10 protein-coding genes and 1 pseudogene are annotated in these 12887 nt (G+C 52.3%); 6 read left to right on the top strand and 5 right to left on the bottom strand.

What is annotated here, in order from left to right; translation table 11 throughout:
* Positions 1–101 precede the first annotated feature (101 nt).
* The 3 genes from HMPREF1640_RS00110 to HMPREF1640_RS00100 are packed head-to-tail and all read right to left on the bottom strand — an operon-like array spanning position 102 to position 5489.
* Complete coding sequence (locus HMPREF1640_RS00110; RefSeq protein ID WP_036891372.1) at positions 102–1607, bottom strand: DUF6850 family outer membrane beta-barrel protein; 1506 nt, start codon at positions 1605–1607, stop codon at positions 102–104.
* A 12-nt stretch (positions 1608–1619) separates the two neighbouring features.
* A complete protein-coding gene (locus HMPREF1640_RS00105) occupies positions 1620–2846 on the bottom strand; it encodes a DUF4876 domain-containing protein (RefSeq protein ID WP_081935217.1) in 1227 nt (408 codons plus the stop codon).
* A gap of 57 nt (positions 2847–2903) precedes the next feature.
* A complete protein-coding gene (locus HMPREF1640_RS00100; RefSeq protein WP_197051461.1) occupies positions 2904–5489 on the bottom strand; it encodes a TonB-dependent receptor plug domain-containing protein in 2586 nt (861 codons plus the stop codon).
* Positions 5490–5657: 168 nt separating this feature from the next.
* On the opposite strand from HMPREF1640_RS00100, the gene HMPREF1640_RS00095 reads away from it, so the two are divergent.
* The 3 genes from HMPREF1640_RS00095 to HMPREF1640_RS00085 all read left to right on the top strand — a co-directional run bounded on the left by HMPREF1640_RS00095 (position 5658) and on the right by HMPREF1640_RS00085 (position 7967).
* Positions 5658–6023 (top strand): hypothetical protein, encoded by a 366-nt coding sequence (locus tag HMPREF1640_RS00095; RefSeq protein ID WP_036891369.1) that lies wholly within the window; start codon positions 5658–5660, stop codon positions 6021–6023.
* A gap of 807 nt (positions 6024–6830) precedes the next feature.
* A complete protein-coding gene (locus HMPREF1640_RS00090; protein WP_036891415.1) occupies positions 6831–7199 on the top strand; it encodes a 6-carboxytetrahydropterin synthase in 369 nt (122 codons plus the stop codon).
* A 180-nt stretch (positions 7200–7379) separates the two neighbouring features.
* Positions 7380–7967: a 7-carboxy-7-deazaguanine synthase QueE gene (locus HMPREF1640_RS00085; protein WP_036891368.1), complete on the top strand. Its 588-nt coding sequence runs from the start codon at positions 7380–7382 to the stop codon at positions 7965–7967.
* 45 nt (positions 7968–8012) lie between these two features.
* Here the strand turns inward: HMPREF1640_RS00085 and HMPREF1640_RS00080 are convergent, their stop codons facing one another.
* Positions 8013–8825, bottom strand: coding sequence for a class I SAM-dependent methyltransferase (locus HMPREF1640_RS00080; protein WP_036891414.1), 813 nt, complete (start codon positions 8823–8825; stop codon positions 8013–8015).
* A 219-nt stretch (positions 8826–9044) separates the two neighbouring features.
* Here HMPREF1640_RS00080 and HMPREF1640_RS13580 point away from each other — a divergent pair.
* A pseudogene (locus HMPREF1640_RS13580) lies at positions 9045–9191 on the top strand (restriction endonuclease subunit S); the annotation flags it as partial.
* A gap of 178 nt (positions 9192–9369) precedes the next feature.
* Here the strand turns inward: HMPREF1640_RS13580 and HMPREF1640_RS00075 are convergent.
* A complete protein-coding gene (locus HMPREF1640_RS00075; protein ID WP_036891413.1) occupies positions 9370–10296 on the bottom strand; it encodes a hydrogen peroxide-inducible genes activator in 927 nt (308 codons plus the stop codon).
* Between the two features lie 305 nt (positions 10297–10601).
* Here HMPREF1640_RS00075 and ahpC point away from each other — a divergent pair, with 305 nt between their 5' ends.
* Both ahpC and ahpF read left to right on the top strand, forming a co-directional pair.
* Positions 10602–11168: an alkyl hydroperoxide reductase subunit C gene (gene ahpC / locus HMPREF1640_RS00070; protein ID WP_036891367.1), complete on the top strand. Its 567-nt coding sequence runs from the start codon at positions 10602–10604 to the stop codon at positions 11166–11168.
* A gap of 148 nt (positions 11169–11316) precedes the next feature.
* Positions 11317–12870, top strand: coding sequence for an alkyl hydroperoxide reductase subunit F (gene ahpF / locus HMPREF1640_RS00065; RefSeq protein WP_036891366.1), 1554 nt, complete (start codon positions 11317–11319; stop codon positions 12868–12870).
* Positions 12871–12887: the final 17 nt, after the last annotated feature.

Genomic DNA, 12887 nt, shown 5'->3' with positions numbered 1-12887 from the left:
GGCGTCATTATTTTGCCATGCCATAAAATGACGCGGCGCGAAAATAGCGGAGCGTCGTCCTGAGACGTCTCCAACGATAACTCGCGTCATGTCTTGCGGTCTTAGAAATCTATTCCGCAAGAAAGAGCGTAAGACAACCGCGCGCGCGTTCCCTTTATTTTATACACGCCCCCTTGTAAGTTCCAAAAATATTTTACGTTGCCCATGATGCCATTGCCCAGTATTCTCATGTCGGCAAAGGGAAACGAGCGTGTCTGCCGCGTGGCGTTACAATATACCATCTTCGCGATTGGCGTATCCTCATCCCCGGTTCCGGCCAACACCTTGCCGACATTGAGGCGGGCGCCGGCGGTTGTCTCCAAGGCCATTCTCCATAGCTCCCATCTTTTCTCCAGCCGTATGGTCCATGATGGGTACACGTTGTGGACGGTAAGTTTTTTCTCTTTTATGGCGTAGCTTTCTTTTTTGCCTTTCGCCGCGATGGCCAGCATGCAAGCGAGCGTGTATCTTCCGCGGCGCCATTGTCTCATAATAGATATTTGCGCGTGGTACGCGGTTTCATGATACCTTCGCTCCTCGCCCAATTTCGGGTAAGCCACGTCAACGCCCGCGCCAAATATCCCCTCGACGCCTTGTCTCGTTTGCGCTTTGCCGCCAAGGCATAACGTTGTGCCTCGGCGCGTTTGGTAAATGGCGCGGTGGCTTACGCTTAGCGTTCTCAAACGCGCCAGGGGCAGCGAGTTGATGTTCATCAATATCCATTGTGTGTTTCCGGCCATAACAAACGTTGAGGTGCGCAAGTTGTTTCTTGTCAGCGTTTCCACGCCCATGAGCCATGCCGTCCCTCTGAACGCGGCGTCCGTCTTGTTGCCCGAGAAACGTTGTGAGTATTCTCCCATGCCCAACATGTTGTATTCGAACAATCCCGTCTTTCTGTTTGCGAAGAGTACGTTGTTAGATTGGTGATACAGTTCCATGCCAGCGTCAACGCAAAACATTGTTTTCAGCGGCTTTGAGTATAGGGCTGCCGACGCCTCTATCTCTCCCTTTGAGCATATGTTCAATGGGCGCGGATCGGATTGCCGGTATTCGGCGCGCGCCTCGTAGCTTGCCGACAATCCGATGGTGGCGTTGCCGTTTTCCCTTGCCCATCCCCCCGAGAATCCGTAGCCGCGTTTTGTCAGGCTGCCCGTAAAATCGTCGGCGAGGCCGTATGGCCTTAGCCTGTCATAGTCGCTGGTTTCCCTCCATGCCACGTCAAGCAGACGGCCCGCCTCGTAACATGCCTTGCCGTATAGGGTCGTTCCTTTTCGAGGGTGCGAAAGCCCCTGCGCGCACAGCGACACGGAGCAATCGCCAGTTCCTCGTTGCACTTCGCCCACGCCCTCATATCTGATGTTTTGATACATCGCGGAGACGTTGGAAAAGGCCGCGCCGGCCTGTATGGATTGCATGGAAGGGCTGCGCCATATGTTTTTGCGCGCCATCTCCTGTTGCGCGTCCAGTGAAGAGACGGGCGCCCAGTCCGGCAGTCCACGTTGCGCGTGTGTCGCGTGTGGCATGCCGGCCAGGAGCGCGGCCAATCTCAAGGTGAGAGTGATTTTCAATTTCAGGAAATATTAATGCAGGGAGGCAGGTACGAGCATCTCAAAGTCATCTCCGGAGTTGTTGGTGTCTACCAACACCCTGTGCCCGGTTTTGGCCGTAAGTACCTTGTCTGTCTTTCGGATGACGCTCTTGCCATACCCGGGTTTCTTGTCCACGTTTGAGCAGTAAGCAAATCCCTTGTCCATCGATGCCGGGGTGACTTGGCGAGTGTAGTTGGATTTTACGGACAGCGTGACAACGTCTACCACGTTGGGCTCACCAAGTACGATGGGGTTGGATTTTATTGTCAGGCTGCGGCCATTGGGTAACACGCGGACATAAGAATAATTTTGCCTCATCTTGTCTAACGCCGCTTTCACGTCACCGCCTTCAACGCGCGCCAGCGCGATGGCGAACATCCCCAAATTGTTCATGCGCCATGGAATCATTTCGTTAGTGACGACAGGGACAAGGTTGGGGGCTTTGGTGTCAATGTCCTTGCCGGCGAAAGGACCGGATACGATATTGTCGTACCATTCGAAATCAGCTTTTGACAGGTCTACCGACTCTGGCAGGCTTTTTTTGAAATTATAGGCTTGGTCCGCCACCACAATGCTTTCTCCAGGTTTCACCATATGGTCTTTGCCGTGGCCCGGTATCATGTATACGCTGTTGACAGCCAACCCGCGCTCTATAAAATCGGCAGGTGTGAGTTTGTCGTTCTTTACGGTGTTCAGCTCGGATTGAACGATGAGCAACCCATCGGCGTATAATGGTTGGTCTCCGTTGTTGGTAATCTTGATGTATTGGTCGTGGGTATAGTCCAATGGCGAGGAGCTGCCATTGTCCGTGCTGGCAAAAAACACTTCCTCGATGACGAAACCGCGGGCCTGGCTTTGCGCGCTGAGCTTCACGTTGATTTTTTGCGCGTTTTCCGTCAGGTTGATGTTTTGTGTCAAGCCTGTGCAGACCATCCGCTTGACGCCAACCTTCATGACGCAAGAAACGCTGACCGAGTACATGCCGCGAGGCAAGACGATATCCTTTAAAGAGGTGAACTCGGTTTTCTTTTTTTGGTTTTCCTCAGTAAAGGTTATCTTCAATTCCGAAATGTCGTTCATGGAGCACCCTTGGGGTATCTCCAGCGCGAGACTAACGTTATGTTTGGGAACGCTCGTTTCCTCATCGTTCTTGCATCCTACATTCACCAGCGCCAGCAGCATGGCCAGCATACAAATTAAATTAGTTGTTTTTCTCATGTTTGTTTTGTTTAAAAAAATGAATAAATGTGATTTTCCATTATCCTGTCGCAAGGGTTAACGTTCGCTCTTGTTGCCAAGCTTGTAATTGATTTCCAACCCGAAATAAGGTTTCCTGACCCGTCTTATCGTTACGCCATTATGGTCATAGTCGGGCGAATAGCTCCATATTTTATTGACAAACAAGGCGACCATGACTTGTTTCCTGAAGAATGCCTTGGATGCCTTGAGGTTTATATCCGTGGAAAAAGGTATGTTTAGTCCAGGCTCGAAGTAAGGAGAGTCTTGCCTGATGAGCTGCGACAGCCTGCTGTCGCTCATGCACTCTTTGGTATAAGGCCTGACTTTGCCGGTTATGTCTATATAGGATTTTGGAACGCGGTCGGGATAGGTGTTGGTCTCAAGGAAGAGCCATTGCGTCTCCATGGCCAATGAGACGGACAGGTCTATGCTTGGTATCCATGCGTCGGCAAGGCATGTGGTGTTTAGGGAAGACACGCGGCTCTTTTCGTCGTGGGCGTATATGCCGATTTCTCCCACGGGCTTTCCGTTGACGATGCCCCCTGGCTGCTCTTTCACGTCCGCCGAGTTGCTGTACTCGGTTCTGAACCATCCGCCGTTCATGGTAAGCCTCACGCCCAAGGAAGAGAACCTGCGCGAAAGGGCGGTCAGCTCAATGCCCTGCTTTTGTGTGGCGCTGCCATTCTCCGTCGTCCGAATTAAGGCTAATGTTCGTGTTGGCTCCGCTCGGAGCGAGTTGGTTGTCCGGTCGTAGGTGTATCGATTGTAAGTGACCGGATGAACCGCGCTTGACGCTCGGAAACCATTTGTCATCAGTTCGTGGAAATAGGTTACCGACACGTTCCACCCATGCCATGAGGCGGAATACCTTATCTCCCACTTGCGGTTGCGCGCGGGTGAGAGCGCGTGGTTTGCGCTATCGAAAACGTATGTCTTGTATCGCGAGATCATCGTATGGTCGTCTTCACTTACGTATTGCAATTCGCTGATGTCGTAGTAGACGGGATCCGAGAACAGATACGCGCTTGGCGGCATCAAGGTGAGCAGGCCAGCCGAGAAAAACACGCTCGACCGGTATGTTTGTCTGCCGCTGCCCAAGTCGGGAAGGGCGAGTTGCAAGTTCATTCTGGGGTCTGTGTAGGGTTTGTTGTTTATGTCGTAGTTGCCGCCTATCCACATCATGCTCTGCACGCGAAGGCCGCAGGCCGCTTTCATTCTCATTCGGAAAGGAAGAGAGGCGGAATGGGTCACCTCAAGATAGGCCGACGCTAAGTTGAGCGATGGAAACTTGTGGAACGGCATGCCCTCGCGCCTTGGCTTGGTGCCTTGCGCGTCCACGCTCTCGATCCGCTCTCCTCTTCCCAAGTTCTTGTCGTATCTCATTTCGATCCCAGCCAACAATTCCGTGTTCCTCGATATGCCCCATGTGGATGACACGCTCGAACGAAGGGTTGTGGGCAAGCCGTCTACGCTTGTTTTCCACAGGAACTTTCTTGGCAAGAAAGTGCCTTGGCGCTCGCCGGGGAGCCTGTCCGTAACTACCGAGAGCGGAGACGAAGTGACGATGGTTTCCGTTTGTTTCAGTTGCTGTGGCGAAAGGCTGGCGTCAAGTCCTACCTCCAAATGCCTCAGAGCTTTTTTGCCGGATGTCAGGACAAGTCTTTGCGACAAAGACACGCTACTGTTTCTGCTATAAAAACAATCGTCCGGATTGATGTTGATCTCCGGGTCTTGCTTGATGTTGTCTATCGTTGTGGAAAAATCCAAATACTGTCGCAAGACCAAGGCGTAATCTTCTTTTCGCTTGAGCCATGCCTTGTGCCTGAAAGAAGCGTTCACGCGCCTGAACGACTGGAGTGGCACGCGCGGGTCGGCGTCGGACATGAGGTATCCCATCGATGTGCCATATTCGTGCCTGTTGTTGTTCCACCCCTTGCCCACCGCGAGCAGCGTGGTGCGCAGGTCGCTCTTTAGGCGGGCTGTAAGCGTTGGCTCGCCTATACACCGCTTGATGTTTACTACGCCCGAAACGATATTGCCATATTTTACGGATGGCACGCCCCTGATGATTTCTACTTGCTGTATGTCGTCTGTCGGCACGCCTCTCATGTCTATGCCGCGCGCGATGCCTTCAAGACCGTCTCGCTTCCATGTGTTTCCGGATACGGTTTGTCTGTTGGAGGATGTTGAAAGCACCGCGCCATCCATCACGAAGGCCGTGCCCAACGAGGAGGTAGCGTAGTCGTCTCCGCCATTTGCGGCGGAACGCAGTTGTATGGAGTTGATGGAGGAAAGATCCGGATCGGCCGACCTGTGCCCTGGAAGAAGCGAGAGAATGTCCGCGAATGACGAAGGCTGGATATGCGTCAGCGCCTCGCGGGTGATGACGGAAGTGGTTTGCAGCGTGTTGGTCTCACGGGCTGTCACATACACTTCCGGCAGAATGTGAGTCTCGGAAGGAAGGGCTATCCGCACCCTGTACTCGCCATGGCAGACGTGCGTCACCGCACGATAACCCACCATTGTCACTCTGAGACTGTCTAAAAGGGTGTGGTCGCCATGGTAGGTCGTCTCCCCTCTTTCGTTGGTGAAACAAGTGATGGCGCGGTCTTTGAAAAACAACTTGACTACAGCGTGGGAGAGGGGAGAGCGTGTGTCGCGGCAACTAACCGATACAACGAATGTGCTGTCTGCGGCGCCTGCCGCGGAAAGCGCGCAAAGCCATGCGAATAGGAGTGGCAAAAACAAACGGTGACCAAGCTTCATTTCTTCCGATGCTCAAAATGCAACATGTCTCCTGTAACAAGCGGCGCGCATCCTTGCGGCACGGAGAGGACATTGAGCGTTTCGCAGGGCCTTGCGCCACATGATGCCCATGACATCCATCATGACGAGCGGAAAAGAAACAAATCCAGCAAGGTGGCCGCCCGATGGTTGGTTGGGGAGCGGCAGCCAACGGTGAACGGTAACCAAAAACCTCATGGCCTCTGTGTAAAAAGAATCGATGCTCGAGCGCAAACGGCCGGGCTGGGTGCCCAAGGCTGCGCCGGCGCACAAGGTGAACATAAGAAATCCGGAAACGACCACAACGCATTTGTGGATGGAGCGGAAAGAAGTCCTGAGCATACGTGTTCTTTTTTTTTCGTGCAAAAGTAGTCAAACATGCTAAAGGTCACAATACCTAAAAATAGGTAAATAGCTCCGTGGTGAGGGCAGACAATCCACCGTAAAGGCGGCCGAAGAGGGGGAAATCCGGGAATGCCTCCATGACGGTATGGCCTGCCGCTCATCGCATGAGGCTCTGTTTTGTCAAATGTCGTATCCCGGAGTTCGGTCATTGGCGTTTGTGGACCGGTTTTTTGGCAGGCTCAAGTTTGGACGAAAAAACGCCAACCCCTTAAAGAAAGCGGCCTCGATGTGTTTTTCCATCACAGGCGCAACAGCTCGCGCGAGCGCATTCTTAAAGAGGCGTCTCCCTCCTAAGCGTCATGTAAACAATAGTCTGTTAAAAATGGAGGTGATGGCCATGCGGATTTCCGTATGTTGGCAGCGTGTTTCTGAGATCGTTTACTTGATGTCCTGCCACTATAAAGTTGCTGACAGTCTGCCAATGGACCAAATATTATTAGTTATATATAGTTGATTGGCGCACTCATTTTTAGGCGGTTATATTGGAATTGACGGAATGTTGATAAAAAGGACCAAGGCTTTTAAAATGAAAGGGCCGTGGTTTCGATATGTCTTTTTTGTCGGCAAACCGCCGCTGTCTACCAATATTGTTGTAACTTTGTGACGATTTCTGTGTTGGAGAGGTTGTTCTCACGTCAGTGACGTCATGGCTTTATGGTGGGTTGCGCTCGCTCTCGCACCTTGACGTGGATGGCGTAGGTCGTTGAGCCTGTTTCGTGAGGTAAGGACAACCATCCAGACGCGAGCCTCAACATAAAAAATGACAAAGCGATGATATACTGTATTTCAAAAAGAATGGAGGTGGCCGCGGCTCACAAGCTCGAGCTTTCGTACGAGAGCAAGTGTCGTCGGCTGCATGGTCACAACTATATCATAACCGTTTATATGGTCCGCCGGGACCAACTTAACAAGGATGGGATGGTCTACGACTTCAAGCATGTGAAAGACAGGGTGCACGATTATCTGGACCACGGCTACCTGAACGAGTTGTTGCCCTTCAACACCACCGCTGAGAACATGGCCCGATGGATAGTGGAACAGTTTGCTGAGTGCTACAAGGCGGTGGTGCAAGAGAGCGAAGGAAACGTGGCCCAAGCTGTTGACGAGACGAAGATAAAGGGCATTGAGAATTTGGTGATGTGATATAGAGTTCTTTTGGGGGCTTTCGCTCGAGGCTTGCTGGTGTCGACGCCAACAACCGCGTCAAGCCGACAGGTTGCCGAAGCCTCGTCTTGATGGCGTGGGCAGTTGGCCCATGTGGGCACTCTCCCATCCGTCTGGCAAACGGCAATAAGCTCTATTTTGAAAGCAAAGGACAAGGTGATGACAAGCTATAAGATTAACGAGATATTCTATTCGTTGCAAGGCGAGGGTCGCTGGGCAGGGCGCGCCGCCCTCTTCGTGCGTTTCTCTAAATGCAATTTGGCGTGTCCGTTCTGCGACACCGACTTCGCCGCCTATCGTGAGCTGTCTGGGGCTGACATCGTCGCGGCGTTGGGCCGGCATCCTCTGTGTCGCTTTGTGGTGCTCACCGGAGGCGAGCCAACGTTGCAAGTTGACCCCGAGCTGTTGCGACGGCTTCACGAGCGTGGCTATTACGTGGCCATGGAGACCAACGGCACCAACCCCATTCTGGAGGGTGTTGACTGGGTGACATGCTCCCCCAAGGCGGCGTTTGTCAAAGGTGGCTTGCCGCGCGTTGGGGCTGTGGATGAGCTGAAGGTGGTGTTTGACGGGCGGCACGAGGTGAGCGACTTCGGCATTGAGGCGGCCGCGCGTTATGTGCAGCCTTGCGACATGGGCGACGCGAGGCGCAACAAGGCCATATTGGCAGAGGCGGTCGCTTTCGTGAAAGACCATCCCGAGTGGCAACTCTCCCTGCAACAGCACAAGCTCATCGGCATAAGATGACACGCTGTCAGGCGCGGGGCGTGCTGGTTGACGCGTCATGCCCGGTCAATCTATCTCCAACCTGATAATGCGCTGGTTGAAGCGACGGTAAAAATAAGGTGTCTTGTAAAGCACGCGGGCAATCCACGGAAACCGTTTGTTGTCATGATCGCTCATATAATACTCTTGGCGCAGATGCAGTTTGGGATGCCAACTCTCCATTTCATTGGACCGCAAGACAGACCACAGAAACTCGGCCTTGTGCTCGGTGTTGCGCACGGCGTCGTGCTGTTTGGCATGCCCTACCAACGCAAACGCCAGCATGTCCATCAGAATGGTGGCCTTGTCGAAAGCTTCGCATAGGTGAATGAAGAATTTTTTGACGGTCTCTGGGCTAAAATACATAAGCACGCCCTCTATGATGATAAGGATGGGCTTTTGGTGGTTCTTGACCAATTGTATCCAGCCGTCATCAAACATGGATTGCTCTATATAGGTGTTTCTCTCGCTTTCGGGCAGAAAGCGTCTGCGTATATCCAACGCTTCTTTCAAGTCAAGGTCGTACCAATGTGTCACCGGCGGCATGCCTAAACGCTGGTAGCGGGCGTCCAAGCCGGCGCCCAACTGGATGACCACGGCATCCGGGTGGCGCGAGAGAAAGGAGCGGACCTCGTCGTCTATCAGGCTCGCTCGTATGCAGCATCCCACTTGTGACATTTTGCTGTGGGAAAACTTGTGGAAATCGTAGTCTATGGCTTTGAGTATCTTGATCGAATACTCATCATGCAGCATACCGTCGCCCCGCATAGTCTCCGTGGCCTTGGCCCAAAGGGGTATGAGCATTGTCTCAGGTATGCTCGAAAGAGATAGTTTTTTCATAATTGTTTCTTTGGTTGTCATTCGCGACGGAATGACCATTGGTGTCTTTTTGTGGCAAAGATAAAAATTGTCGGCCGGGGATGCAATAGCAATTTATGATGATTTCGCACTCTTCCGGATCGTGCTTCGTGCCCCAAATACTGACATGTGAGTATTGGCCATGGCAGGCTTTGTGCCTACCTTCCCTCTAAAAAAACATTCTTTTTATCCCACTGGATTATAAATCATAATTTAGAAGCGATGGCAAAACAGCTGTATGACTATTGGTTTGTGCAGTTCGACTTTCCAGATAAGAACGGAAAACCGTATAAAATTAGTGGTGGAAGGATTGTGTGGAATGATAAGTTGAAACGTGAAATTCATGAGGAAGGGAATGGTTGCGTATAAGCTGACTATATTGGACGTATGACTAACGGCCTAAATTCCAGAAAAAACTTTGTTTTTTAGAATTGCCCATAAGGCAACTCAAAGCCTGATGGGAGGGGTGGTGGGGGCCTGTTTGGAAACGCCCCACACATGGTTGGCTATATGGTTTTCATGTTTTTTACACGCTTACTTGCGTCTTGCGCAGCATGAGCATGTCTTTGGGCACGGCGGCCTGGATGCTGTCCACGAGCAATTGCAATAACGTTGTTCGCACGAAGTGTGGCGATGTCATCATCACAATCTCGCGCGTTGGTATTGGGAGGGCGAAAGGTTTTACCAATTGCCGTTGGTCGCTGTTGAGCTGGCATATGGCCAACTCTGGTATGAAGGTGATGCCCTTGCCGCTCTCCACGATGCGCATGAAAGTCTCTATGCTGCCAAGGTTGTAGCATTTCTTGGCCCTGTTGGCCGCTTTGAGTTGGCAAAACTTAACCAATTGATCGCGGAAGCAATGTCCCTCGTCCAACAGCCAAAGGTATTCGCCCGTGAGGTCAGACGTCTTGACGGAACTGTTGGTGTATAACTGGTTGCTTTTTGCCACATAAGCGAAAAACCGCTCGTGGAACAAGAAGTGGCAACGCATGTCTTCCAGTCCGTCCACCCTCGCCAATATGCCAGCGTCAAGCTCGCCTCGCTCGATGGCCGTTTTCATCTGCTTGGTTTGCATCTCCGTGATCCTGATGTCCATTTCGGGATGCGCGCTCATGAGTTGTGGGAAGAAACGAGGCACCAAATATGGGGCTATCGTTGGCAGCACGCCTATGTTGAAAGTTCCGCCAAGCGATTTTCTCTCCTCTTCCGCGGTGTCTTTCAGCTGGCGCGCGCAAGCCAACACGTGCGCCGCTTGCTCCACTATGGCTTTTCCCTCCTTGGTGGGCGCGATAGGTTGGCGTTTCCGGTCGAAAATCTTGACGCCCAACTCGTCTTCCAGCTTTTGTATCATAGAGCTGAGTGTGGGTTGCGTCACGTCGCACGATTCGGCCGCCTTGGCAAAATGGCGGTGGTTGTACACTGCCATGACATATTCTAATTGTTGTAGAGTCATAGCTCCCTCCTTGTATATTTCTGTGGCCGCGTTTGCTGTGCCCGGCCGCGTTTGCTGTGCCAAAGATACGAATAATATTGTACATGTAGTGCGATGGTGAATGGAATTTTGCGCTTAAGACGTCAAAATCATTACAACTTGGTAAGCCATTGTATATGGGGATTTCGGGGCGCGTTATAGATTATCTCTATTGGATAATAAATAATGTCATTTGCAAATTATGCAAAAAGGGGCTATCTTTGTAAAAAAATAAAGCGTGACAACGCCGAATAATCATTAATAACAATTATAAAAGAAAATTGAATATGGAAGCAATTATCAATGCGAGAGTTCCTGAGTTCAAGGTTCAGGGTTTTCAGAACGGTAGTTTCAAGGAAGTGAGCAACAAGGATATTGAGGGCAAGTGGGCTTTGTTCTTTTTCTATCCAGCTGATTTCACGTTTGTTTGCCCCACAGAGTTGGGCGACTTGCAGAGCAAGTATGAGGAATTGAAGAAAATGGGCGTGGAGGTTTTCTCCGTGAGTTGCGACACGCATTTTGTGCACAAGGCTTGGCATGACGCTTCCGAGACCATCAAACAGATACAATACACCATGCTCGGCGACCCTTGCGCTGTGTTGGCAAAAGGTTTCGGCGTGTACAAGGAAGACGAGGGTGTCGCTTATCGCGGCACGTTCTTGGTGAACCCGGAGGGATTGGTAAAAGTGGCCGAGGTGCAGGACAACAGCATCGGGCGCAATGCCGACGAACTTGTTCGTAAGGTGGAGGCCGCGCAGTTCGTGGCCACGCACGCCGGCGAGGTATGCCCGGCCAAATGGAAGAAAGGTGGCGAGACGTTGAAACCAAGCATCGACTTGGTTGGTAAAATTTAAGCGGTCACCCTTTTTGAAATGACTATACAAGGTTGCTTGACAAGGTGTTGCGCCATCAAGTAACCTTTTTTCTTACTCCCTGACACCCCTTTTCGATATTGAAAGGCATGACTTGGGACTATAATTTTAATCGTAATAAAACAAGAAAATGCTACAATCTGATATAAAAGAACAGCTAAAGAGCGTGTTCGCCAACCTTAAATCATCCTTTGTTTTGCGCGTGGAGCGCGACCAATCCTATGCCCACGCGGACGAATACACCGCGTTTGTGGAGGATTTTGTCGCCACGTCTGGCAAGTTGTCGGTAGAGTATGTTGCCGGCTCCGATTTCCGTTTCAATATCGTTCGTGACGGCAGCGACACCGGCGTGCGTTTCTGTGGCATACCCAACGGCCATGAGTTTACCTCGCTGTTGTTGGCCATCCTCAACGCTGACGGGCAAGGCAAAAATCTCCCCGACGAGGCTATCGCCGCCAGAATAAAGGCTCTCAAGGGAGAGGTGAGATTGAAAACTTACGTCTCGCTTACCTGTACCAACTGCCCCGATGTGGTTCAAGCGCTCAACGTAATGGCACTCGTCAATCCAAACGTGACCAGCGAGACCATTGATGGTGCGCTATACCAAGACGAGGTGACGGCGCTCAACATCCAAGGCGTGCCCTCGGTCTACGTGAATGGCCAGTTGTTGCATGTGGGGCGCGGCGACTTGGGCACGTTATTGCAAGAGCTTGAGGACACCGTGGGCACCACTCGCGACGAGTCCGCCGCCAAGGTGGAGCGCCAATGCGACGTCGTGGTCCTTGGCGGTGGCCCGGCTGGAGCCACCGCTGCTATCTACTCGGCTCGCAAAGGGCTGAAAGTGGCCATCGTGGCTGGCCGTATAGGTGGACAAATCAACGATACCACGGGCATCGAGAACATTACCTCGGTGCCTGAGATCACGGGCGTGCAGCTCAGTGCCAACCTGCGTTCTCATGTCGAGCGCTATGACGTGGACATATATGATAACAGGAAAATAGTGGGAGTGGATTTTGGCGGCAAACTCAAACGGGTGCTCGTCCGCGGTGGCGAGGAGTTCGCCGCGCCTGCCGTCATCATAGCCACGGGTGCCGGTTGGCGTCGGTTGGGGCTGCCCGACGAGGCCCTGTACCTTGGGCATGGCATACATTTTTGTCCCCATTGTGACGGACCTTTCTACCAAGGCAAGAAAGTGGCTGTCATAGGTGGAGGAAACTCTGGCGTGGAAGCTGCTATCGACTTGGCTGGGATATGTAGCCATGTCACCCTGATAGAGTATGGCGATGCCATGCGCGCGGACGGCGTGCTGCAAGAGAAGGTTCGCTCGCTGGGCAATGTGGACATTCGCATGATGTCGCAAACCACCGCTGTCGTGGGTGACGGCAAGCAATTGAAGGGGCTGGTGATTAAGGACCGGAAAACCGGGAAAGAGCGGGAGGAGGCTTTTGACGGCGTGTTTGTGCAGATAGGGCTTTCGCCCAATACGGAGCCTTTCGAGGGCAATCTGCCATTGTCAGCTCGGAAAGAAATCGTTGTGGACTCGTTCAACCGCACGGCGGTGCCCGGCGTTTACGCTGCCGGCGACGTCACCACGGTGCCATATAAGCAAATCATGATAGCCATGGGCGAGGGCGCCAAGGCTGCGCTCTCGGCTTTTGACGACCGGGTGCGTGGTATCGTTTAACGCATGAGGTGGGGTGG

The organism is Prevotella sp. S7-1-8 (genome assembly GCF_000758925.1).
Lineage (GTDB): Bacteria > Bacteroidota > Bacteroidia > Bacteroidales > Bacteroidaceae > Prevotella.
The sequence above is the reverse complement of the archived record's forward strand: the minus strand, read 5'-3'. Positions and strand labels throughout refer to the sequence as shown.